Raw genomic sequence first — 23188 nt, 5'->3', positions numbered from 1 at the left:
CGGTGCGGCCGCGACCGGCGCCGGAGCCGGCGATGGCGGCAGCGGGCGTGGCTCCTCCGCCGCGGGCTGGCGCGGCTCGGCCTCGAACGCCAGCGGCCGTTCGGCCAGGCCTTCGGCCGGCGTCGGGATCGCGACGCGCCCGCCGCTGCGCATGATGTTGGTCTCGACCACGACATCCGAAGCGCCGCCGATCATCACGAGGTGCTCGACATTGTCGCGCCGCACGAGGATCAGCTGGCGCTGCCGGTCGAGATCGTAGACGTCGACCACGCCGAGACGCGGCTGGCGCGCGCGGCCCCCGCCCTGGCCCTTGAACTTCAGTCGGCCGCCACTCATCCGCCGCAGGAAGAAGCCGAGCAGCGCGACCAGGAGCAGCACGATCGCGAAGGCGATGAACCAACGCAGCCCGGAGGAAAGTTCGAAGCCAAACAGAGTCTGCAAGGTCTGCCTCATGAAGCGACGCGACAGCCGCCGACCGCTCTTTGTAAGGGCGCTCAGACGGATAGACGGGGTTGGCTATACCATAAGCTCCGGCAATTCGAGAAACATGGTTAGCGGATGGTTAACATCATCCTGAGGATCGCGCGGAATTAACGGCACGTTAACCATGCACCCGGCAATATTTACCCAGTGCGGCGCGCGGCCGCCGGGGAGATCGGCGGCCATGGCGGAGAACGGCCTGAACCTGATGGGAGCGTTGAAGACGCGGATGCACTGGCACCAGGCCCGGCAGAAGCTGCTCGCCGAAAACGTCTCCAATGCCGACACGCCCCGCTTCAAGCCGCACGACCTGCGCGCGCCCTCCCCGCCCGGCAATGGCGGCGTGACCCTGGCCCAGACCTCGCCGCTGCATCTCGGCCTTTCCGGCCAGCGCGGCGGCTTCGATCCGCGCGATCCGAAGCGCTTCGAGACCACCCCGAGCGGAAACAGCGTCAACCTCGAGGACGAGATGATGAAGGTCGCGCAGAACCAGTCGGACTACCAGCTCGCCGCCTCGCTCTACAGCAAGGGGCTCGGGCTGATGAAGATCGCGATCGGCAAGGGTCGCTAACCGGGTCGCGCAGGAGCCGCATCATGGATCTGCTCAAGAGCCTCGCCGTCGCCGCCTCCGGCCTGAAGGGCCAGGCCGGCCGCATGCGCGTCATCGCCGAGAACCTCGCCAACGCCGATTCCTCGCCGGAGCGCGCCGGGGTCGAGCCCTATCGCCGCAAGATCGTCACCTTCCAGGGCAAGCTCGACCGCGAGCTCGAGGCCCAGGTCGTCGAACTCGGCCGCGTCAGCCGCGACCGCAGCGATTTCCGGTCCAAATACGATCCGGGGCACCCCGCTGCCGACGCGAGCGGCCAGGTCCGCATGCCGAACGTCAACTCCCTGGTCGAGACCATGGACATGCGCGAGGCCCAGCGCAGCTACGAGGCCAACCTCAACGTGATCTCGTCCACGCGCCGGATGATCCAGCGCACCATCGACATCCTGCGCGTCTGACGCGGCAGCGCGCGTGCCGTTCGGCGGGAACCAGCCGAGCGGCAGAATTCGCGCCGAACCAACCAGCGGAGCTGATCCGATGACCACCTCGAGTTTCGCCGCCGGCGCCTACGCCTCCATGCAGGGGCTCGGTTCGAGCGGCCTGATGAAGAAGCCGGCCTCGACCGGCGGCCTCGCCGGCGCCGGCGCCGGCCTGCCCGACTTCTCCGCCCTCGTCGGCAAGGCGCTGGAATCGACGGCGCAGAGCGCCCGCCTGGCCGACGTCCAGGCCGCCAATGTCGCCGCCGGCCGCTCCGACGTCGTCGACGTGGTCACGGCGGTCGCCGAGAGCGAGGCCGCGATCGAGACGCTGGTGGCGGTGCGCGACCGCGTCATCGCCGCCTATGAGGAAATCATGCGGATGCCGGTCTGAAGGCCCGCCGCCCAACGCCGAACGGAACGCCAGCCGATGACCTCCGCAGCCATCCTCGACGTCGCCCGCGACGGCATCCTCGTCTTCCTCAAGGCCGGGGCGCCGCTGATGCTGATCGCGCTCGTCGTCGGCCTCGTCGTCTCGCTCGTCCAGGCGCTGACGCAAATCCAGGAGCAGACCCTGGTCTACGTGCCGAAGATCATCGCCGTCTTCGCGGCCATGCTGTTGTTTTTGCCGTTCATGGGCGACGCCCTGGCGGGTTATATGGGCAGGGTCGCCGTCCGAATCGCCACGGGCGAATGAGTCCTGCGCCGGCCAGCGCGTCCTTCTCGCGGACTCAGGCCGGCGCGCCATGCTGGCGCGGGAGCCGGGTCCGCCCGATGCAGATCGCCATCCTGCCCGAGATCAGCGCGCTGTTCGTGCTGGTCTTCGCGCGCGTCGGCACTCTCGTCATGCTGATGCCGGGCATCGGCGAGCGCTTCATCCTCTCGCGCGGCCGGCTCGCGCTCGCCTTCTTCCTCGCCCTCGTCATCCTGCCGATGGCGCGCGGCCAGATCGCGATCCCGCAGGACCCGGCCGGGCTGGGCGGGCTGCTGATCAGCGAGATCCTGGTCGGCCTCGTCATCGGCGCCAGCGTGCGCCTGCTGATGGGCGCCCTGCAGACCGCCGGCTTCATCATCGCCCAGACGCTCGGCCTCGGCTTCGCCATCACCGTCGACCCGACCGGCGGCCTGCAGAACCCGTCTCTCGCCAACTTCCTCTCCATGCTCGGCATCACGCTGATCCTGGCGGCCGACCTGCATCACCTCGCACTCGGCGCCATTCATGAGAGCTACCGGCTGCTGCCCCCCGGCGGCTTCCCGGAGATCGGCGACGTGATGACGCTCGCGCTCAAGGCGATGACGCAGGGCTTTGCGCTCGCGGTGCAGATCTCCGCGCCGTTCATCGTCTTCGGGCTGCTGTTCAATCTCGGCCTCGGCGTGCTGGCGCGGCTGATGCCGCAGCTCCAGGTCTTCTTCCTCGCGATTCCCGCCTCGATCCTCGGCGGCATGCTGGTACTGCTCGCCGCGGTCGGCGTGATGATGGGCGTCTTCCTCGACGATCTCGGCGCCTTCCTGCGCCAGTTCATCGGCGGCTGAGGAGGCTCGGGCATGGCCGAGGGCGCCGAGAACGAAGACCGCACGGAAGAACCGACCCAGCGAAAGCTCGACGAAGCCATCGAGAAGGGCGACGTCGCGCGCTCGCAGGAGATCGGCACCTTCTTCGTGCTCTGCGGCTTCACGCTGGCGCTTCTGATCGGCGCCGGCAGCGCCGCCCGCGACGCCGCGCTCTCGCTGCGCTCTTTCCTGATGAACGCCCATCAGGTCTCCGACGACGCGGGCGCCCTCTTCCATGTCACCAGCAAGGCGGTGATGACCGGCTTCGGCGCCCTCGTCGTGCCGCTCGGTCTGATCCTGCTTGCCGCGCTCGCCGGCGCCCTGATCCAGCACAAGCCGCTCTGGACCACCGAGCCGCTGATGCCGAAATTCGACCGGATCTCGCCCATGGCCGGCGCCAAGCGCATCTTCGGCAAGGAAGCCTGGGTCAACTTCGCCAAGGGGCTCGCCAAGATCCTCCTCGTCGGCGTCGGCGTCTGGCTCGTGCTCTGGGGCGAGCGTGACCGGCTCCAGGGCTTCGCCCAGATGGACGTGCATGCCCTGCTGCCGGCCGTCCTCGTCCTGACGGTCAAGCTGATGGCCGGGGTGCTCGCCATCTTCGCGATCATCGCCATCGGCGATTTCGGCTACCAGCGCTTCAGCTGGTACCGGCGCCAGCGCATGACCAAGCAGGAACTCAAGGACGAATACAAGAACACCGAGGGCAATCCCGAGGTGAAGGCCAAGCTCCGGCAGCTGCGCGCCCAGCGCGCCCGCTCGCGCATGATGGCGCAGGTGCCGAAGGCGACGGTGATCATCACCAACCCGACCCACTACGCCGTCGCCCTGCAATACGAGCAGGGCCAGGGCGCGCCTGTCTGCCTCGCCAAGGGCGTCGACGCGATCGCGCTCAAGATCCGCGAGGTCGCCGGCGAGCACAGCATCCCGATCGTCGAGAACCCGCCCCTCGCCCGCGCCCTCTATGCCACCGTCGAGGTCGACGACGAAATTCCTGTCGAACACTATCAGGCGGTGGCGGAAGTCATCGGATACGTCTTGCGCCTGAAGCGCCGGCGCGCCTAACTCGCTGGCTGGGCCGGCCTTCCTGGGCTATTGCCGGCCTCGACCCACCGCTGACGGGCGATTGAAGGAAACGGACCCGCTGCAATGAGCGCAAGCACGGCATCGACCGCGATCGACCGCTCCGACCGGCCCGGCCATGTCGGGATCATCCTTCTGGTCGCCGGCCTCCTGGTCGGCGCCGCGATCGCGCTCGGCTTCATCGCCAACGAATGGGCGCAGCCGCTGATCCTCGGCCTGCTCGCGCTGCTCTCCGTCGTCGGCGTCTTCTCCCTGTTCGCCTTCGCGATCGGGCTGGTCCAGTTCGCCGGGCGCGCCGCGCGCAACGACCTGACCAAGGCGATCGTCGACGGCGCCGAGGACGGCATCGTCGTCAGCGAGGGCGACAGCCGCATCGTTTACGCCAACGAGGCTTATCTCGCCCTCGCCGGCGCCCGCAATGCCAGCGAGATCACGCCGGTCGAGCGTCTGTTCAAAGGCCGGGCCGAGGTCTCGGAGGCGATCTACCGCCTCGCCACCGCCGCCCGTGCCGGCCGCCGGCTGTCGGAGGAGATCCGGCTCGAGCCGGCGCTGAACCAGCGCGGCGCCGTCGGCTGGTATCGCGTGCGCGTCTCGCCGATCACGCGCGCAGGCCGGCCCGCCTGCCTGTGGAGCGTCGCCGACATCACGCCCGAGCGCGAGCGCCAGGAGAACGCCTTCCAGGAACTCCAGCACGCCATCGACTATCTCGACCACGCTCCGGCCGGCTTCCTCTCCATCGACGCCGATGGCGAGGTGCCCTATCTCAACGCGACGCTGGCCGGCTGGCTCGACTACGATCTCGCCCGCTTCGGTTCCGGCGGCCTGCAGCTCGACGATATCGCCTCGCCGAACGCCACAGCGCTGATCCAGGCCATTCGCGGCCAGCCCGGCGATGTCCGCATCGAGGTGCTGGACGTCGATCTGCGCCGCCGCAACGGCCAGTCGCTGCCGGTCCGGCTGCACCATCAGGTCGCCTTCGGCCAGGACGGACGCGCCGGGGCCTCGCGCACGCTGGTGCTCAACCGCGCCGCCGGCGAGGCCGGGGCCGACCGCCATACCGACGCCGAGGCGCGCTTCGCCCGCTTCTTCCATGCGACGCCGATGGCGATCGCGACCGTCGACCGCCACGGCGCGATCCTGCGCTCGAACGCTTCCTTCGCCCGCCTGACGCAAGGCGGCGCCCAGCCGGCGACGATCCAGGAGCTGGTCAACGGCAACGGCGCCTTCGCCCAGGCCTTCGAGGCGGCGCTCGCCGGCAAGGGCGAGATCGCGCCACTCGACGTGACGCTCGCCGGCGAGGACGGCCGCTCGGCCCGGCTCTATCTCTCGCCCGTTCCGGCGAGCGAGGATGCCGACGGCGAGCGCGCCATCGTCTACGCGCTGGAGACCACCGCCGAGCGCAAGCTCAAGGACAACATGGACCAGGCCGGCAAGATGCAGGCGGTCGGCCAGCTCGCCGGCGGCATCGCGCACGACTTCAACAACGTGCTGCAGGTCATCATCAACGCCTCCGAGTTCCTGCTCGCCAGCCACAAGCCGACCGATCCGTCCTTCCCGGACATCATGCAGATCAAGCAGAACGCCTATCGGGCGGCCTCGCTGGTCCGGCAATTGCTCGCCTTCTCGCGCCGGCAGACACTGCGCCCGCAGGTGCTGGCGCTCGGCGACGTGCTCTCCGATCTCTCGCTGATGCTGAAGCGCGTCGTCGCCGACAAGATCTCGCTCGATGTCCGCCAGGGGCGCGACCTCTGGCCGGTCAAGGCCGATCTCGGCCAGCTCGAGCAGGTCGTGGTCAACCTCGCCGTCAACGCCCGCGACGCAATGCAGAGCGGCGGCAAGCTGCAGGTGCGCACCCGCAACGTGCCGGCCGGCGAGGTCGGCGAGCTCGGCTACGACGCCCTGCCCGCCGCCGACTATGTCCTGCTCGAGGTCGAGGACAGCGGCACCGGCATCCCGCAGGAGCATCTGGAAAAGATCTTCGAGCCGTTCTTCACCACCAAGGAGGTCGGCAAGGGCACCGGCCTCGGCCTCTCCATGGTCTACGGCATCGTCAAGCAGACCGGCGGCTTCGTCTTCTGCGACTCGGTCGTCGGCCGCGGCACGAATTTCCGCATCTTCCTGCCGCGCTATGTCCCGACCGAGGAGGACATCGCGGCCGAGGCCGCCAGCCGGGAGGCGCCGAAGAAGGCCGCCGCCGACCATACCGGCGCCGGCGTCATCCTGCTGGTCGAGGACGAGGACGCGGTGCGCGCGCTCAACGCCCGCATGCTCGTCTCGCGCGGCTACACCGTCCACGAAGCCGCCTCCGGCGTCGAGGCACTCGATCTGTTCAAGCAGCACGAGGGCAAGATCGACCTCGTCATCTCCGACGTGGTCATGCCCGAAATGGACGGCCCGACGCTGCTCGGCGAATTGCGCAAGCGCAACCCGGCGACCAAGGTCGTCTTCGTCTCCGGCTATGCCGAGGAAGCCTTCCGCAAGAACCTGCCCGAGGGCGAGGATTTCCACTTCCTGCCCAAGCCCTTCACGATGAAGCAGCTCGTCGAGACGGTGAAGGCGGCGATGGCCTGAGCGCGCCGGCCGCCGCCGCCGGCATTACCAAGAGTTCATCCGGCGGACAGGCTCGTCGCCACGCCCGGCCTCTACAGTGGCGCGTCCTCGACAGCGCTGCGCCGAGACCGCCGATGAAACGTTACGCCGTCATAGCCCTCGCGGCGGCTGCCGCCGCCCTCGCCGCCTATCGCGTGATCAGGCAGCAGGACGGCCCGCAGCCGGCCCGGGCCGAACGGCGCGCAGAGGCGCCGGCGACCCCGGTCACGACCATCCTCGCGGCGCGCGCCGAAGTGCCGGTCACGCGCCGTTCGATCGGCTTCGCCGAGCCGGCGGCGATCGTCGCGGTCAAGTCCCGGCTCGACGGCGTCATCGCCGAGCAGCACGTCAGGGAGGGCCAGGAGGTCAGGCAGGGCGACCTGCTCTTCACCTCGACGATCGCGAGCTCAGGGCGCAGGTCGCCCGCGACGAGGCCAATGTCGAGCGCGACAAGGCGACCCTGGCGCAGAAGCGCGCCGATCTCGCCCGCCAGAAGAGCCTCGTCGACAAGGGCGCCGGCACGCAGCAGGCGTTCGACCAGGCCACCGCCGACGAGGCCGTCGCCGCCGCCGCCATCAAGGCGGACGAGGCGACGCTGGCGCTCGACCGCGTCCGGCTCGGCTACACCAGGATCACCGCCCCGATCTCCGGCCGGCTCGGCGCCATCACGGCGACGCCGGGCAACGCGGTGCGCGCCAACGACGCCAGCGCCAACCTCGTCACCGTGACGGAGCTCGCCCCGATCCGCGTCGCCTTCACCCTGCCCGAGCGCGACCTCGCCCTGCTGCGGACGGCGGCCGCGGCGCAGAATCCGGCGAGGGTGACCGCCTTCGCCTCCGGCACGCACGAGGAACTCGGCACCGGCGACCTCTCCTTCATCGATTCGGCGGTCGACATCCCTTCGGGCACGGTCGGCGTGAAGGCTCTGTTCACGAACGAGCCGCACCGGCTCTGGCCTGGGGAGTATGTCGATGTCGTGGTCGCGCTCGGCACCCTGCCTGCGGCGCTGACGATCCCGTCGGTCGCCCTGCAGGAGGGCCAGAAGGGCCCGTTCGTCTATGTCGTCGCCCCCGACGGCACGGTCGAGGCGAGGCCGGTCAAGGTGGCCTCGAACGAGAACGGCGTCGCGGCGCTCGCCTCCGGCCTGTCGCAGGACGAGAAGGTCGTCACCGAGGGGCAGTCGCGGCTGGCGCCCGGCGCCCGGGTCAGGCTGGCCGGCCAGCAAACCGCCAGTCCGTGAGGGCGCGCCATGTCGGTCTCGGCCTTCTGCATCCGCCACCCCGTCGCGACGATCCTGATGTCGTGCGCGCTCATCCTCGGCGGCCTGTTCGCCTGGCGCTCGCTTCCCGTCGCGGCGCTGCCGCGGGCCGAGTTCCCGGTCGTCAACGTCTCGGCGCAACTGCCCGGCGCCTCGCCGGAGATCATGGCGACCTCGGTGGCGACGCCACTGATCAAGCAGTTCGCCACCATCGCCGGCATCGACTCGATCGCCACCACCAACGCGCAGGGGTCGACCTCGATCGCGATCCAGTTCGCGCTCGACCGCGATATCGATGCGGCGGCGGCCGACGTCCAGGCCGCGATCGCCCGCACCCAGCGCCAGCTCCCGGCCGAGATGACGACGCCGCCGAGCTATCGCAAGTTCAATCCCGCCGACGCGCCGATCCTGCTCCTGGCGCTGAAGAGCGAGGTCACGCCGCTCTCCAGGATCGACGCCTTCGTCCAGCAGGTGCTCTCGCCGACGCTCTCCACCGTCGAAGGCGTGGCGCAGGTCCAGATCTTCGGCAGCCAGAAATATGCCGTGCGCATCCAGGTCGACCCGACTGCGCTCGCCGCCCGCGGCATCGGCATCAACGAATTGCAGGCGGCGATCACCGCCGCCAACGCCAACACGCCGGTCGGCACCCTGCAGTCCGGCCCGCAGCAGCTGACGCTCGAGGCGCAGACCCAGCTCGCCGACGCCGCGCAGTTCGCCGACATCATCGTCGCCACCCGCGACGGCCGGCCGGTCCGGCTCGGCGACGTCGCCAGGGTGATCGACTCGGTCGAGAACCTGCAGCTCGCCAGCTGGTATGACGGCTCGCGCGCCCTCGTGGTCGCGGTCTTCCGCCAGCCCGACGCCAACACGGTCGAGGTCGTCGACCGCGTCAGGGCCGCGATCGGCCAGATGCAGTCGCTGCTGCCGCCGGCGACCACGCTCGGCCTGCTCAACGACCGCTCCAGTTCGATCCGCCAGGCGGTCGAGGACGTGCAGTTCACGCTGGGCCTGACGATCGTGCTGGTCGTCGCGGTGATCTTCCTCTTCCTGCGCCGCTTCACTGCGACGCTGATCCCGGCGGTGGCGGTGCCGATCTCGCTGATCGCGACGCTGGGGGCGATGTACCTGCTTGATTTCTCGATCGACAATATCTCGCTGCTCGGCCTGACGCTGGCGGTCGGCCTCGTCGTCGACGACGCCATCGTCATGCTGGAGAACATCGTCCGGCATATGGAGGAGGACGGTCTCTCCGCCTTCGACGCGGCGCTGAAGGGCGCGAGCGAGATCGGTTTCACCATCGTCTCGATCTCGCTCTCGCTGGTCGCGGTCTTCATTCCCGTGCTGCTGATGGGCGGCGTGATCGGGCGCGTCTTCAACGAGTTCGCCGTGGTCGTCACCGTCGCCATCCTCGCCTCGGCCTTCGTCTCGCTGACCCTGACGCCGATGATGTGCGCCCGGCTCGGCGCGAGCGCTGCCGCCCGCGGCGCCGGCGACGGCAAGGACCGCCTCGCGATCCTCGAACGCGGTTTCGACGCCCTGCTCGGCGCCTATCGCGCCGGCCTCGACCTCAGTCTCGACTACCGCCGCACGGTGCTGATGCTCTTCCTCGCCAGCGTCGCCGCCAGCGCCTGGCTGGTGGTGACCATCCCCAAGGGCTTCTTCCCGCAGGAGGATATCGGACAGCTCCAGGTCGCGACCGAGGCGCGCCAGGACATCTCCTTCGACGCCATGTCCGCCTTGCAGCAGCAGGTCGAGGCGGTCTTCCGGCGTTCGCCGCATGTCGCCCATGTCGCCTCGAGCATCGGCTCCGGCGGCTCCTCCGGCAGCCTCAATGCCGGACGGCTCTTCGTCGAGCTGAAGCCCAAGGAGGAGCGACCGCCCTTGCAGCAGCTGCTTGGCGAACTGCGCCGCCAGCTCGCGGCGATCCCGGGCATCGCGACCTACATGTCGCCGGTGCAGAACCTCAACATCGGCGCGCGCGCCTCCAAGAGCCAGTACCAGTTCGTGATGCAGTCGATCGATCAGGCGGCGCTCTCCGACTGGTCGGGCAGGATGCTGGAGGCGATGCGCCATGATCCGCTCTTCGTCGACGTCACCAGCGACCTGCAGAACAAGGCCCTGCTCGCCAACCTCGTCGTCGACCGCGCCAAGGCGCAATCCATGGGCATCACCGCCGACGTGCTGCGCTCCAGCCTCTATTCCGGCTTCGGCGTGCGCCAGATCTCGACGATCTACACCACCAGCGACAGCTATCAGGTCATCATCGAGTTCGACCCCAGCATCGCCTGGTCGGACGGACGGCTCGACCAGATCCGCTTCCGCGCCTCCTCGGGCGCGCTCGTGCCGCTCGGTTCCTTCGCCCGGATCGAGCGCAAGGCCGGCCCGCTCACCGTCAACCAGCTCGGCCAGCTCCCGGCTGTCACCCTCTCCTTCAACCTGCCCGCCGGCCGCGCGCTCGGCGAGGCCGTGCAGCGCGTCGACGCGATCAAGGCGCAGCTCGGCCTGCCGCCGCAGATCGCCACCAGCTTCGCCGGCGTCGCCCAGACCTTCCAGCAATCGCTCGGCAATCAGGGCCTGCTGATCGCCGGCGCGGTGCTGACGATCTACATCGTGCTCGGCATCCTCTATGAGAGCTTCATCCATCCGCTGACCATCCTGACCGGCCTGCCGGCGGCGGCACTCGGCGCGCTGCTGACGCTGAAGCTCTTCGGCCTCGACCTCTCGGTCATCGCCGTGATCGGGCTCCTGATGCTGATCGGCATCGTCAAGAAGAACGCGATCATGATGATCGACGTCGCGCTCGAACTGCAGCGCGCCGGCGAGCTGCCCCGGACCGCGATCCGCGAAGCCTGCCTGCGCCGCTTCCGGCCGATCATGATGACGACCCTGGCCGCGATCCTCGGCGCCCTGCCGATCGCGATCGGTGCCGGCGCCAGCGCCGAATTGCGCCAGCCGCTTGGCCTCGCCGTGGTCGGCGGGCTGATCGTCTCGCAGGTGCTGACCCTGTTCATCACCCCGGTGATCTTCCTCGTCATGGAAGAGCTCTCGCGCCGGCTCGGCGGCAAGGACTCGGCCGCGCCCACCAAGGTGACGGACATCGGCAAGCCGGCCTGACGAAGCGCAGGCGGCCGGCCGAAAGGATCAACCGGCGAAGGTCGAGCCCGGCTCCGCCGATGCCAACCGGACCAGGCGGCAGTCCCTCACCGCCGCCAGCCGATGCACCATCGCCTCCCGATAGACCGGATCGCGGAACAGCGCGGCGAAGGCCTCGACGCTCGGATACTCCGCGATGAAACAGACATCCCAGCGCTCGCCCTCCGGGCCGATCAGCATCTGCTCGAAGCCGCCGCGCCAGAGGATCCGCCCGCCGAGCCGCGCCAGCACCGGGGCGCTGATCCGACCATAGGCCGCGAACGCCTCGTGGCCGCCGCCATGCGGCCCGTCCGGATACTGCGCCTCCGCATGAAGCCGGATCAGGTTCAGCATCTGCACGGGCCCCGGCCGGTCGTCGGCGCGGAAGGCGGCGAAGGCCTCGCGGCTGAAGCGCGTATGCTCGCCCATCCCCGCCTCCCTCAGCCGGTCTTGACGACGTTCGACCAGTCGCCGGAATAGGCCGGCATCCGCCGCGCCATCCAGGCGTCGAGCCCCTCGCGCAGATCGGCCGTCGGCACGATCCGGGCGAACTGCTCGCTCTCGATCAGCAGCCCCTCGGCGATGCTGGCGTTGATGCCGCGCGTCACCGCCGTGAGGATGCTCGCCGCCGCCAAAGGCGAATGCCGCAGGATGCGCGCGGCCAGGGCCTGCGCCGCCGGAAGCAGGTCCTCGTGCGGCACCACCGCGTTCACCAGCCCCAGCTCCAGCGCCCGCCGCGGCGTGAACGGATCTCCGGTCAGGAGAAGCTCCAGCGCGCGCTTGCGGCCCGCCAGCCGCGGCAGGCGCTGCGTCCCGCCGAAGGTCGGCGGCATGCCGAGATTGATCTCGGGCTTGGCGAACATCGCCCGCTCGCTGGCGATGGCGAGCGGCACCGCCTCGGTGACCTCGCAGCCGCCGCCATAGGCGAGCCCGTTCACCGCCGCGATCACCGGCTTGCCGAACGCCTCCAGCCGCGCCGTCAGCGCCTGGCCGCGGCGGACGAAATCGCGCACCGCCTGCTCCGGCCCGGCCGCGACGCTCCGCGAGAACTCGTGGATGTCGCCCCCGGCCGAGAAGGCGCGCTCGCCCGCCCCGGTCAGGATCACCGCCCGGATCGACGGGTCGATCTCGATGGCATCGAGCAGTTCGAGCAGTCGGTCGATCAGCCCGTAGCTCAGCGCATTCAGCCTGTCGGGGCGGTTCAGCGTCAGCGTCGCAATCGCTTCGCGCTGTTGAATCAGGACGGGATCATTGTCGGGCATGGCCTTGGCTTCCTTCCGGTTTCAGGAACCGGCAGGCTGCTCCCGAGACTTGACGATGTATACTACCTATACGGTATACATGAAGGCATGGCCGAACCCGACAGCCCGACCCGCAGGCGCATCATCGAGGCCGCCAGCAAGCTCTTCTATGGCGAGGGCATCCGCGCCGTCAGCGTCGACGCGGTCGCCGAGAAAGCGGGCGTGACCAAGCGCACGCTCTACTATCATTTCGAGAGCAAGGACGCGCTCGTCGCCGCCTATCTCGAGGCGCGCGACCAGCCCAATCTCAAGCTGATGGCCGGATGGTTCGACAAGGCCGAAGGCGGGCTGCCGCAGAAGATCGAGGCGATCTTCCAGAATCTCGCCCGCTCGGCCCGCCATCCGCGCTGGAAGGGCTGCGGCTTCCTGCGCACCGCCGCCGAGCTCGCCAATCTTCCCGGCCATCCCGCGATCAGGATCGGCGCGCGCCACAAGGCCGGCTTCGAGCGCTGGCTCGCCGGCGCCTGCGCCGGCCATGGCGCGAACGCGCCCGACGAGCTCGCCCGCCAGGTCGTGCTGCTGATGGACGGCGCCTTCTCGGTCATGCTCGTCCATCGCGATCCGGCCTATGTCGAGGCGGCCGGCCGAGCCGCCGCCGCGCTGGCGGCGGCCGCGGGCGGAAGCCAGGCGGTTTGATCGGAGTCGGGCGGCCTTCTATCGTGCCCGCATCACGCGCAGGCCCGTTCTCGCCTACATGCTGTTGCTGGTCGTGCAGACGGGCTGCGCGCTGGTGATCCACTTCCACATCCAGGCCGCCTTCCGCATCCTGGTCGAGCGGCTCGGCGAGCGGCAGGCGCTGCCGGCCGGCATCCTGGCGGAGGTCGTGCTCGCGATGCTGCTGGGCCAGATCTGCTACTGGACGCGGCTGCGCCGCCTGCCGGTGCCGAAAGGCTTTCGCAGCCTCGTGCTCGGGCATCTCCTGGCCTTCGCCGCCCGCCTCGGCGCGATCGTCGGCGGCGCGCTGGCCTCGATCTATTTCCTGCGTCATCTGCCGGAGTTGGCGTCGCGCGGTTACGACCCCGCCGAGCTCTGGCGCTCCGGCCCGCTCCTCGCGATCGTGTTCGCGCTCTATTGCTACACGCTCGAGCTGGAACGGCTCGCCGCCGCCTGGCAGGCCGGCCCGGACTGACCTCCCGCCGGCAGCGGCACCCGCCCGGTCTCCGTCAGGCGCGCAGGCTGGCGAGCCAGAGCCTGAGGCCGCGCAGACGCTGCCGCGCCGCCTGCCCGAGCGCGACCGCCCGCCGCCACACCGCGCTCGCCCTGATCCGCCCGATCACCGCCTGCCGGATCGCGTCGATCCAGCCCATGATCCGCGCGAACCAGGGAATCGTCAGGAGCTGCGCCCGGCCGGCCTGGTAGACGCGCTCGACCAGGAGGAAGCCGGCGAGATGGCCGATCGCCGTCGTCACCACGCCGGCCGTGAACGCGCCGCGCGCCAGGAGGAGCAGGCCGAGCAGCTTGAGCGGCTCGACGACGGCGAAGGGGACCGCCAGCGCGACGAGCGCGCCATAGGGCGGCAGCCGCGCGATCGCCGCCTCCAGCCGCGCCACCAGCCTGAGCGAGGCGAACCAGGCGACGAGCGGCCGGTAGAGCGGCCGCAGCAGCTCGTCGACCAGGATGGCGACGCCGACGACGAGATCGAGCGGGACGAGGAGAAGCCGTGCCAGGGATCTGCGCATCACGCCCCGCACGCCGCGGCCCCGCCGCCTCCCCCGCGCCGGCGGACGCCCGGCATCGGCTGGAGCGAGAACAAAAAAAGAACTTGCCCATGAGAACAAACCATGACCATAGTCCTCTCCTCGGCGCGGATTGAGATGTGATCGCGCCCCTGCCATAAGGAGCGCACGTCGTGAATCAGGCGAATCTCAGGCTGGTGGAAGGCTCTTCGATGGACAAGGCCAAGGCGCTCGACGCGGCGCTCTCGCAGATCGAACGGGCCTTCGGCAAGGGCTCGATCATGCGCCTGGGCAAGAACCAGCAGGCGATCGAGATCGAGACGGTCTCGACCGGCTCGCTCGGCCTCGATATCGCGCTCGGAGTCGGCGGCCTGCCGAAGGGCCGGGTCGTCGAGATCTACGGTCCCGAATCCTCCGGCAAGACCACGCTCGCGCTCCACACCATCGCGGAATCGCAGAAGAAGGGCGGCGTCTGCGCCTTCGTCGACGCCGAGCACGCGCTCGACCCGGTCTATGCCCGCAAGCTCGGCGTCAATCTCGACGATCTCCTGATCTCCCAGCCGGATACCGGCGAGCAGGCGCTCGAGATCACCGACACGCTCGTCCGCTCCGGCGCGATCGACGTGCTCGTCGTCGATTCCGTCGCGGCGCTGACGCCGCGGGCGGAGATCGAGGGCGAGATGGGCGACAACCAGCCCGGCCTGCAGGCCCGCCTGATGAGCCAGGCCCTGCGCAAGCTCACCGCCTCGATCTCGCGCTCGAACTGCATGGTGATCTTCATCAACCAGATCCGCATGAAGATCGGCGTGATGTACGGCAGTCCCGAGACCACCACCGGCGGCAACGCGCTCAAGTTCTACGCCTCCGTGCGCCTCGACATTCGCCGCATCTCGACGCTGAAGGATCGCGACGAGGCGACCGGCAACCAGGTCCGCGTCAAGGTCGTCAAGAACAAGGTCGCCCCGCCCTTCAAGCAGGTCGAGTTCGACATCATGTTCGGCGAGGGCATCTCCAAATCGGGCGAGTTGATCGATCTCGGCGTCAAGGCCGGCATCGTCGAGAAGTCCGGCGCCTGGTTCTCCTTCGACAGCCAGCGTCTCGGCCAGGGCCGCGAGAACGCCAAAGCTTTCCTCAAGGCCAATCCCGACGTCGCCGCCAGGATCGAGACGACCATCCGCCAGAATTCGGGCCTGGTCGCCGAGCGCATCCTGGAGAATGCCGACCCGACCGCCGAGGATCTCGACGAGGGCGAGGCCTGAGCCGCCAGGCGGCGACGCGCAGCCATCGGGTGCGGGGGGCGGCCTTTCGGCCGCCCTTGCCGTTTTGCGGCCGGCGCTCGCCGGTGCCGCATCCGTGCCGGCGCTTTCTGGACAGGCGTCGGCGCGCTGACTAGAACCACTGCGCCGGGCCGGCCGGCCCACCAGAACAGAGCCAAGATTGCGATGAGCGGCGTCAACGAGATCAGGTCGACCTTCCTCGATTACTTCAAGGCGAACGGCCACGAGGTGGTGCCGTCGAGCCCGCTCGTGCCGCGCAACGATCCGACCCTGATGTTCGCCAATTCCGGCATGGTGCAGTTCAAGAACGTCTTCACCGGCCAGGAGAGGCGTCCCTATGCCCGCGCCACCACGGCGCAGAAATGCGTGCGCGCCGGCGGCAAGCACAACGACCTCGACAATGTCGGCTACACCGCCCGGCACCACACCTTCTTCGAGATGCTGGGGAACTTCTCCTTCGGCGACTATTTCAAGGAACAGGCGATCACCCATGCCTGGACCCTGGTCACCCGCGAATTCGGCCTGCCCAAGGAGAAGCTGACCGTCACCGTCTTCTCCGAGGATGACGACGCCCATGCGCTCTGGAAGAAGATCGCCGGGCTGCCGGATTCGCGCATCATCCGGATTCCGACCTCGGACAATTTCTGGCGCATGGGCGACACCGGCCCCTGCGGCCCCTGCTCCGAGATCTTCTACGACCATGGCGACCACATCCCCGGCGGCCCTCCGGGCTCGCCCGATGAGGATGGCGACCGCTTCATCGAGATCTGGAACCTCGTCTTCATGCAGTACGAGGAGGCCGCGGGCGGCATCAGGACCAACCTGCCCCGCCCCTCGATCGACACCGGCATGGGTCTGGAACGCATCGCCGCCGTGCTCCAGGGCACGCATGACAACTACGCCATCGACCTGTTCGCGACCCTGATCCGCGCCATCGCCGATCTGACCAGCGTCCCCTCCGACGGGCCGATGAGCGCGAGCCACCGCGTCATCGCCGATCATCTGCGCTGCTCGGCCTTCCTGATCGCCGACGGCGTGCTGCCTTCCAACGAGGGCCGCGGCTATGTGCTGCGCCGGATCATGCGCCGCGGCATGCGCCATGCGCAGCTGCTCGGCGCCAAGGAGCCGCTGATGCACAAGCTCGTGCCGGTGCTGGTGCGCGAGATGGGCCAGGCCTATCCCGAGCTGATCCGGGCGCAGGCGCTGATCGGCGAGACGCTGAAGCTCGAGGAGACCCGCTTCCGCACCACCCTGGCGCGCGGCCTCGCCATCCTCGACCAGGAGGCGCAGGGTCTCGGCTCCGGCGACAAGCTGAAGGGCGATATCGCCTTCACCCTCTACGACACCTACGGCTTCCCGCTCGACCTGACCCAGGACGCGCTGCGCGCCCGCGGCGTCGGCGTCGACGTCGAGGGCTTCGACGCGGCGATGGCGCAGCAGAAGGCCAAGGCGCGCGCCGCCTGGGCCGGCACCGGCGAGGCCGCGACCGAGACGCTCTGGTTCCCGCTGCGCGAACGCGTCGGCGCCACCGAGTTCCTCGGCTACGACACCGAGAGCGCCGAGGGCGTCGTCACCGCCCTGGTCAGGGACAACGCCGAGGTCGCGACGCTGAAGGAAGGCGAGAGCGGCATCGTCATCCTCAACCAGACGCCGTTCTACGGCGAGTCCGGCGGCCAGGTCGGCGACACCGGCACCATCGCCGGCCCCGGCTTCAGGGCCGAGGTGACCGACGTCCAGAAGAAGCTCGGCGACGTCTTCGCCCATCAGGTCAAGGTCGTCTCCGGCACGGTCGAGATCGGCAGGCCGGCCGAGCTCGTCGTCGACCATGGCCGGCGCGGCGCCATCCGCGCCAATCATTCGGCGACGCATCTGCTGCACGAGGCGCTGCGGCGCGTCCTCGGCGACCATGTCGCGCAGAAGGGCTCGCAGGTCGCGCCGGAACGGCTGCGCTTCGACTTCAGCCATCCCAAGCCGATCTCGCGCGAGGAGCTCGCCCGGGTCGAGGAGATGGCGAACCGGCTGGTGCTGCAGAACGAGCCGGTCAACACCAAGCTGATGTCGGTCGACGACGCGATCGCGTCGGGGGCGCGGGCGCTGTTCGGCGAGAAATACGGCGACGAGGTCCGCGTCGTCTCGATGGGGACCGATCGCGACGGCGACACGCCGAGGGCCTTCTCGGTCGAGCTCTGCGGCGGCACCCATGTCGGCCGCACCGGCGATATCGGGCTCGTCACGGTCCTGTCCGAGGCCGGCGTCGCCGCCGGCGTGCGGCGGCTCGAGGCGCTCACCGGCGAGGCGGCGCGCCGCCATCTGCGGCAGGAGAGCGTCGCGCTCGACGAAATGGCCGGGCTGCTCAAGGCGCCGGTCGCCGAGCTGCCGGCGCGCGTCGCGGCGCTGGTCGAGGAACGTCGCAAGCTCGAGCGCGAGCTCGGCGAGGCCCGCAAGAAGCTCGCCATGGGCGGGGGCGGCGAGGCGAGCGACCCGATCCGCGAGGTCGCCGGCGCGAAGCTGCTCGCCCGCGCCGTCACCGGCGTCGAGATGAAGGACCTGAAGAGCCTGGCCGACGAGGCCAAGTCCCGCGTCGGCTCAGGCGTCGTCGCCATTGTCGGCGTCGCCGCCGACGGCAAGGCCGGAGTCGTCGTCGGCGTCACGCCCGACCTGACCGAGCGTTTCGACGCGGTCGCGCTGGTGCGCGCCGCCTCGGAGCGCCTCGGCGGCAAGGGCGGCGGCGGCCGCCGCGACATGGCTCAGGCGGGCGGCCCGGACGGAAACCAGGCGCAGGCGGCTCTCGACGCCGTCGCCGCCGCGATGGGCTGATCCCGCCATGGCGCCCGCCCTGCAGCTTGGGACGAGCTGGCGGCGGCGGGCGCATCTGATCATCGACCACGGCGCCGGCGACGACCTCTCGGCGCGGCTCGTCCATGCCGGGCTGGTGGCGCTGATCATCGTCAACGTCACGGCGCTGGTGCTGGAATCCGTCCCCGGCCTGGCGGCCTACGGGCCCGTTTTCGTCGCGATCGAGTGGGTCTCCGTCGTGGTCTTCACGATCGAATATGCCGTCCGGCTGTGGACCGCTCCGGAGCATCTGCGCTATCGCGGCCTCGGCGCCTGGCAGGCGCGGCGGCTCTATCTCGTCTCGCCCGGAGCGCTGGTCGATCTGCTGGCGACGATCCCGCTCTACACCGCCCTGTTCGGCATGGGCGAGTTCAAGATCCTGCTGCTCTTCCGGCTGGCGCGCTTCTTCAAGCTCGGCCGCTATTCGCCGGGCATGGCCTCGCTGGCGGCGGCGCTCGCGGCCGAGCGCAAGGCGCTCTTCGCCTGCTTCGTCATCCTGGTCGGCGCCATGCTGGTCTCGGCGACGCTGATGCATTTCGCCGAAGCCGAAGTCCAGCCGGACAAGTTCGGCACCATCCCCGATGCGATGTGGTGGGCGATCGTAACGCTGACCACCGTCGGCTATGGCGACGCCTTCCCGGTGAGCCCGCTCGGCAAGGTCCTCGCCTCGCTCACGGCGGTGATGGGGCTCGTCATGCTGGCGCTGCCGGTCGGCATCATCGCGACGGCCTTCGCCCAGGAGATCCACCGCCGCGAATTCGTCGTCACCTGGAGCATGATCGCGCGGGTGCCGCTGTTCAGCGGGCTGACCGCGGCGGAGATCGCCGAGGTGATGCGGGTCCTGCGGGCCCAGAGCGTCCGCGGTGGCGCCGTGATCCTGCGTCCCGACGAGCCTGCTCAGGCGCTCTATTTCGTCGCCAGCGGCGAGGTCGAGCTGCGCCGGGAGACCGCCTGCGAGAAGCTCGACGAAGGCTCCCATTTCGGCGAGCTTCCGGTCGACCAGCCTGCGGCGCAAACGCGGCTCGATGCCCGCGCCACCGTGCCGAGCAAGCTGCTCGTGCTCGATCCGATCGATTTCCGGGCGCTCACCGCCCGTCATCCCGAGCTGGCGGCGCATCTGCGCGGCCTCGGCGGACGATGACGATGCTGCGCCGCTCCCTGCTGATCGGCCTCGCTGTCGCGGCCGCGCCGATGCGCGCCCCGGCCCAGCAGCCGCGCCCGCAGCGGCCGCCGCAGGGCCCGAGCCTCTCGGCGCCGCGCACGCTGATGGCCGGCGCCATGGCGACCGCCTTCGTCAGCCGCGCCCCGGCCAATGCCCGCCTCGCGATCGTCAGGCCGACGGACCCGCCCGAGGCCGCGATCGTCGCCGCCCCGCTCGGTCAGGTCACGGTGCTGTCGCTCCCGGCCCCGGGCGAGGTCGGCAGCTACGAATGGCGGCTGCTCGGCGAGAGCGAGGGCAAGCCCGTCATCCTGCTGCGTCAGCCGCTGGCGACGACGGCGCCGGCCGCGACGCTCGCCGCCCCGGCCCGGGTCGCCCGCGGCAACCCCCTGCCCGTGCGCGGCATCGGCCCCAATGGTGACCGCGACCGCGTCGTGCTGGTCCGGCCCGATGCGCCGGCCGACGGGCAGGGCCCGAGCTTCTTCCCGGCCGAGAATGTCGAGAGCACGCTGGAGGCGCCGGCCGAGCCCGGCACCTATGAATTGCGCTATGTGATGGACGCCCCACTCACCGGCCCGCGCGTGCTGGCGCGACGCGAGGTCATGGTGGAGTGATCCCCCACCGTCTTGCCGGGTCGCCGCGCCGCGGCGAGCCCGGAACCCAGAACCGATGCCGGTCGTCATAGTGGCACGGTGATCGACGCGCTTCTTAAGGCATGGCATCGGTTCTGGGTTCCGGGCTCAGGCCTATCGGCCTGCCCCGGAAAGACGGCTCAAGATCGGATTGGCTATCTCCGGAACACTCAAATCTAGTCATGGTCCGGATGCTGGCGCGAACGATAGGCCGGCAGTTCCTCCGCCGGGATGTCGTCTTCCGTGCGCGTGCCCTCGAGGCGGCAGAGATCGTCGAACCAGGGCGCCCTGCCCTCGACGCCATAGGCGTGGGTCGGCGCGAACGCCGCCGCGTCGTCGAGGCTGCCCACAGTGAGCGAGAGCGTGCCCATTCCGGGATAGCTGAAGCTGAGTGGCGTGCCGCACTCGCGGCAGAAGCCGCGCTCGGCCACCTCCGATGAGGCGAAGATCGCCGGGCGCCCGCGCGTCCAGACGACATCGGCGATGCGCGAGGACGCGAAGGCGCCGAAATAACTGCCGACCGCCTTCTGGCACATCCGGCAGAAGCAGACCGAGACCTTGTACGGCGCCTTCAGCAGGCGATAACGCACCGCGCCGCACTGGCAGCCGCCGGTGAGGACGGAGGAGGTTTCGGTCATATCGGCGTCCGACCCGGGCGGGACGTTCGGAACTGATCAGCTGACGACTTCACAGCCCCATCCGTCATAAGTTCCACCCAGCTCCTTAATGCGGCGCGCAATGGGAATCACCACCTCATCGAGAGCGTCGGGCCGATCGGCTCGTTCGAACCTCAACATCACGGAACCGTCACCGGCCTCCGGTTCATGGACCGTGAAGCCCTGCTCGCCGAGAAGGCCGAGCAGGCTTGCTGCCGCGCTTGCATTCGGCAGATGGGCAAGGTGATCGATGGGGCGCGGCTTCGACAACACATCGCCATGTTTTGCGAGTTTGTCGGTGACCCTGCGGTTCATGATGCGCTGCATGTCATCGGTCGTCGGGTAGAGGAATTTGAAGTAGGCATCCCAGTCAGGGTCGAGCCGCGCTCCGGTTCGGAATTCATATTCCGGTTGATCCGCCATTGCCTCCTCAGCGGACGCCGAGAAAGCCGTGGGATCGCTCGTGTAGAAATAGAAATCCCGGTAGCCACTGGACGTGTTTCGTCCGCAATAGGTTGTGACGCCGGTGGCGGCCACGCGGTCAATGAGGGCATCTTCCAGTTTTATGAGGGCTTCGAACTCCTCACTGCTCGACAGACCATCCTCTCTTGGTTGCCGCATGGACACGCGGACATAGCCCATATGCGGCTGGGTTCTCACTGGCGCAGTCCCGGCCAGCCCCAAGTCGACATAGATCGAGGCCGGCCTGCTATCGACCAGGAGCGGATAGAAGTCCCAGTTGTCGCTCACCGACGCGCTCCTCGGCTGTTCAACCTCACATGCGAGGAATGCAACGGCGTTGGCGCTCTGTCGATCGTCCATGCTGTCCGCTGAGTCCTGGATTGGTGCCGCCGGTCACCTCGAGAATTTGCCCTCGCGGGCAGCGGCCATCGTCGACCAGCACTTTCTGGCCGCTCCGGATCTGACCTTTGGCAGGTTCTCGGCTGTAAACCTGCTGTGCGGCCGCCGGCTCGACGATCAGGAGCAACGAAAGCGCGATTCCAGAAATGCCAAGGCGTGTCATTTGCTCTCTCCCAGTCCGGGGGGACACTAGCACCTGCGATCAACCGGAAGTAGAGGCGTGCAGCGGCTCTCGCTCGTCCCGGCGGCCGGCAGCCATCATCCACGCAAAAAGAGCCCGACCGCGAGGCCGGGCTCTCCGTTCCGAACGAGGCTTCGACCGCTTACGCGGCCATCGCCTTGCGCAGATTGTCGCTGACCTTGTCGAGGAAGCCGGTGGTCGAGAGGAACTTCTGGTCGGGGCCGACCAGCAGGGCGAGGTCCTTGGTCATGTCGCCGGCCTCGACGGTGTCGACCGTGACCTTCTCGAGCAGCTTGGCGAAATTGGCCAGGGCCTGGTTGTCGTCGAGCTTGGCGCGATGCGACAGGCCGCGCGTCCAGGCGAAGATCGAGGCGATCGAGTTGGTCGAGGTCTCCTTGCCCTTCTGGTGCTCGCGGTAGTGACGGGTCACCGTGCCGTGAGCGGCCTCGGCCTCGACGGTCTTGCCGTCGGGCGTCATCAGCACCGAGGTCATCAGGCCGAGCGAGCCGAAGCCCTGCGCCACCGTGTCGGACTGCACGTCGCCGTCATAGTTCTTGCAGGCCCAGACATAGCCGCCCGACCATTTCAGCGCCGAGGCGACCATGTCGTCGATCAGGCGGTGCTCGTAGGTGATGCCGAGCTTGTCGAACTCCGCCTTGAACTCGGCCTCGTAGACCTCCTGGAAGATGTCCTTGAAGCGGCCGTCATAGGCCTTGAGGATGGTGTTCTTGGTCGAGAGATAGACCGGGTATTTGCGGATCAGGCCGTAATTCAGCGAGGCGCGGGCGAAGTCGCGGATCGACTCGTCGAGATTGTACATCGCCATGGCGACGCCCGAGGCCGGCGCCTTGAACACCTCCTTCTCGATCACCTGGCCGTCCTCGCCGACGAACTTGATCGTCAGCGTGCCCTTGCCGGGGAACTTGAAGTCGGTGGCGCGGTACTGGTCGCCGAAGGCATGACGGCCGACGACGATCGGCTGGGTCCAGCCGGGGACCAATCTCGGCACATTGCGGCAGATGATCGGCTCGCGGAAGATCACGCCGCCGAGGATGTTGCGGATCGTCCCGTTCGGGCTCTTCCACATCTCCTTCAGGTTGAACTCCTTCACGCGCGCCTCGTCCGGCGTGATGGTGGCGCACTTCACCGCGACGCCGTGCTTCTTGGTGGCGTTGGCGGCGTCGATCGTGACCTGGTCGTTGGTCTTGTCGCGGTTCTCGACCGAGAGGTCGAAATAGTCGAGCTCGAGGTCGAGATAGGGGAAGATCAGCTTGTCTTTGATATGCTGCCAGATGATGCGGGTCATCTCGTCGCCGTCCATGTCGACGATCGGGTTGGCGACCTTGATCTTGCTCATGTGATGCGACCCCTGCTCTGGTCAGACTGAACGATCCGGTGCGGCGGGAGCACCGCCGCCGGCCCGCGCGCTTCCTAGCGGGTTCCGTCCAAAGGGGGAAGCGGGCCTTTTGGGCAAGGAGCAGCGGCCGCACGATGCGG

Annotated in this window: 22 protein-coding genes and 1 pseudogene; 15 read left to right on the top strand and 8 right to left on the bottom strand. The window is 69.0% G+C overall.

Going from position 1 to position 23188, the window contains the following annotated elements:
- Positions 1 to 441 (bottom strand): annotated as a pseudogene (locus CS1GBM4_RS02555) (flagellar biosynthetic protein FliO); the annotation flags it as partial.
- 223 nt (positions 442 to 664) lie between these two features.
- Here CS1GBM4_RS02555 and flgB point away from each other — a divergent pair.
- The 9 genes from flgB to CS1GBM4_RS02510 all read left to right on the top strand — a co-directional run bounded on the left by flgB (position 665) and on the right by CS1GBM4_RS02510 (position 11095).
- On the top strand, positions 665 to 1051 hold the full coding sequence (gene flgB, locus CS1GBM4_RS02550; protein WP_186417119.1) for a flagellar basal body rod protein FlgB: 387 nt from the start codon (positions 665 to 667) through the stop codon (positions 1049 to 1051).
- Between the two features lie 23 nt (positions 1052 to 1074).
- Entirely contained in the window at positions 1075 to 1485 is a 411-nt protein-coding gene (gene flgC / locus CS1GBM4_RS02545) for a flagellar basal body rod protein FlgC (protein WP_186417118.1), read from the top strand.
- 79 nt (positions 1486 to 1564) lie between these two features.
- Positions 1565 to 1897 (top strand): flagellar hook-basal body complex protein FliE, encoded by a 333-nt coding sequence (locus CS1GBM4_RS02540; protein ID WP_186417117.1) that lies wholly within the window; start codon positions 1565 to 1567, stop codon positions 1895 to 1897.
- Positions 1898 to 1933: 36 nt separating this feature from the next.
- Entirely contained in the window at positions 1934 to 2200 is a 267-nt protein-coding gene (fliQ, locus tag CS1GBM4_RS02535) for a flagellar biosynthesis protein FliQ (RefSeq protein WP_186417116.1), read from the top strand.
- 77 nt (positions 2201 to 2277) lie between these two features.
- Positions 2278 to 3036 carry a flagellar biosynthetic protein FliR gene (fliR, locus tag CS1GBM4_RS02530; RefSeq protein WP_186417115.1) on the top strand — a complete coding sequence of 253 codons (759 nt, stop codon included), beginning with the start codon at positions 2278 to 2280 and terminating at the stop codon, positions 3034 to 3036.
- Between the two features lie 12 nt (positions 3037 to 3048).
- Positions 3049 to 4116, top strand: a complete 1068-nt coding sequence (gene flhB / locus CS1GBM4_RS02525) for a flagellar biosynthesis protein FlhB (protein ID WP_186417114.1) — start codon at positions 3049 to 3051, stop codon at positions 4114 to 4116.
- A gap of 84 nt (positions 4117 to 4200) precedes the next feature.
- Positions 4201 to 6705 carry a PAS domain-containing sensor histidine kinase gene (locus tag CS1GBM4_RS02520; RefSeq protein ID WP_186417113.1) on the top strand — a complete coding sequence of 835 codons (2505 nt, stop codon included), beginning with the start codon at positions 4201 to 4203 and terminating at the stop codon, positions 6703 to 6705.
- Positions 6706 to 6781: 76 nt separating this feature from the next.
- Positions 6782 to 7963 carry an efflux RND transporter periplasmic adaptor subunit gene (locus CS1GBM4_RS02515; protein ID WP_186417112.1) on the top strand — a complete coding sequence of 394 codons (1182 nt, stop codon included), beginning with the start codon at positions 6782 to 6784 and terminating at the stop codon, positions 7961 to 7963.
- 9 nt (positions 7964 to 7972) lie between these two features.
- Entirely contained in the window at positions 7973 to 11095 is a 3123-nt protein-coding gene (locus CS1GBM4_RS02510; RefSeq protein ID WP_186417111.1) for an efflux RND transporter permease subunit, read from the top strand.
- 27 nt (positions 11096 to 11122) lie between these two features.
- Here CS1GBM4_RS02510 and CS1GBM4_RS02505 read toward each other — a convergent pair whose 3' ends face one another.
- Entirely contained in the window at positions 11123 to 11542 is a 420-nt protein-coding gene (locus CS1GBM4_RS02505) for a DUF1330 domain-containing protein (RefSeq protein ID WP_186417110.1), read from the bottom strand.
- An 11-nt stretch (positions 11543 to 11553) separates the two neighbouring features.
- Complete coding sequence (locus tag CS1GBM4_RS02500; RefSeq protein WP_186417109.1) at positions 11554 to 12375, bottom strand: crotonase/enoyl-CoA hydratase family protein; 822 nt, start codon at positions 12373 to 12375, stop codon at positions 11554 to 11556.
- Positions 12376 to 12462: 87 nt separating this feature from the next.
- Here CS1GBM4_RS02500 and CS1GBM4_RS02495 point away from each other — a divergent pair, with 87 nt between their 5' ends.
- Both CS1GBM4_RS02495 and CS1GBM4_RS02490 read left to right on the top strand, forming a co-directional pair.
- Positions 12463 to 13050 carry a TetR/AcrR family transcriptional regulator gene (locus CS1GBM4_RS02495; RefSeq protein WP_186417108.1) on the top strand — a complete coding sequence of 196 codons (588 nt, stop codon included), beginning with the start codon at positions 12463 to 12465 and terminating at the stop codon, positions 13048 to 13050.
- A 58-nt stretch (positions 13051 to 13108) separates the two neighbouring features.
- The gene (locus tag CS1GBM4_RS02490) at positions 13109 to 13543 is read left to right on the top strand and encodes a hypothetical protein (protein ID WP_186417107.1); all 435 of its coding nucleotides are present in this window, start codon (positions 13109 to 13111) and stop codon (positions 13541 to 13543) included.
- Between the two features lie 34 nt (positions 13544 to 13577).
- Here the strand turns inward: CS1GBM4_RS02490 and CS1GBM4_RS02485 are convergent, their stop codons facing one another.
- Positions 13578 to 14093, bottom strand: coding sequence for a hypothetical protein (locus CS1GBM4_RS02485; protein WP_186417106.1), 516 nt, complete (start codon positions 14091 to 14093; stop codon positions 13578 to 13580).
- Between the two features lie 170 nt (positions 14094 to 14263).
- Here CS1GBM4_RS02485 and recA point away from each other — a divergent pair, with 170 nt between their 5' ends.
- From recA to CS1GBM4_RS02465, 4 genes are all read left to right on the top strand, one after another.
- Positions 14264 to 15349: a recombinase RecA gene (recA, locus tag CS1GBM4_RS02480; protein ID WP_186417105.1), complete on the top strand. Its 1086-nt coding sequence runs from the start codon at positions 14264 to 14266 to the stop codon at positions 15347 to 15349.
- Positions 15350 to 15532: 183 nt separating this feature from the next.
- Positions 15533 to 18184: an alanine--tRNA ligase gene (alaS, locus tag CS1GBM4_RS02475; RefSeq protein WP_186417104.1), complete on the top strand. Its 2652-nt coding sequence runs from the start codon at positions 15533 to 15535 to the stop codon at positions 18182 to 18184.
- 7 nt (positions 18185 to 18191) lie between these two features.
- Entirely contained in the window at positions 18192 to 19343 is a 1152-nt protein-coding gene (locus CS1GBM4_RS02470; RefSeq protein WP_186417103.1) for a cyclic nucleotide-gated ion channel, read from the top strand.
- A 2-nt stretch (positions 19344 to 19345) separates the two neighbouring features.
- Positions 19346 to 19975, top strand: coding sequence for a hypothetical protein (locus tag CS1GBM4_RS02465; protein ID WP_186417102.1), 630 nt, complete (start codon positions 19346 to 19348; stop codon positions 19973 to 19975).
- Positions 19976 to 20169: 194 nt separating this feature from the next.
- On the opposite strand, the gene CS1GBM4_RS02460 is transcribed toward CS1GBM4_RS02465, so the two are convergent.
- From CS1GBM4_RS02460 to CS1GBM4_RS02445, 4 genes are all read right to left on the bottom strand, one after another.
- Positions 20170 to 20631, bottom strand: coding sequence for a GFA family protein (locus CS1GBM4_RS02460; RefSeq protein WP_186417101.1), 462 nt, complete (start codon positions 20629 to 20631; stop codon positions 20170 to 20172).
- 36 nt (positions 20632 to 20667) lie between these two features.
- The gene (locus tag CS1GBM4_RS02455) at positions 20668 to 21399 is read right to left on the bottom strand and encodes a DUF695 domain-containing protein (protein ID WP_186417100.1); all 732 of its coding nucleotides are present in this window, start codon (positions 21397 to 21399) and stop codon (positions 20668 to 20670) included.
- A 25-nt stretch (positions 21400 to 21424) separates the two neighbouring features.
- Positions 21425 to 21673: a DUF6719 family protein gene (locus CS1GBM4_RS02450; RefSeq protein ID WP_186417099.1), complete on the bottom strand. Its 249-nt coding sequence runs from the start codon at positions 21671 to 21673 to the stop codon at positions 21425 to 21427.
- Between the two features lie 160 nt (positions 21674 to 21833).
- The gene (locus CS1GBM4_RS02445; protein ID WP_186417098.1) at positions 21834 to 23048 is read right to left on the bottom strand and encodes an NADP-dependent isocitrate dehydrogenase; all 1215 of its coding nucleotides are present in this window, start codon (positions 23046 to 23048) and stop codon (positions 21834 to 21836) included.
- Between the last annotated feature and the right edge of the window lie 140 nt (positions 23049 to 23188).

This window comes from Allobosea sp. CS1GBMeth4 (genome assembly GCF_900185715.1).
Lineage (GTDB): Bacteria > Pseudomonadota > Alphaproteobacteria > Rhizobiales > Beijerinckiaceae > Allobosea.
The sequence above is the reverse complement of the archived record's forward strand: the minus strand, read 5'-3'. Positions and strand labels throughout refer to the sequence as shown.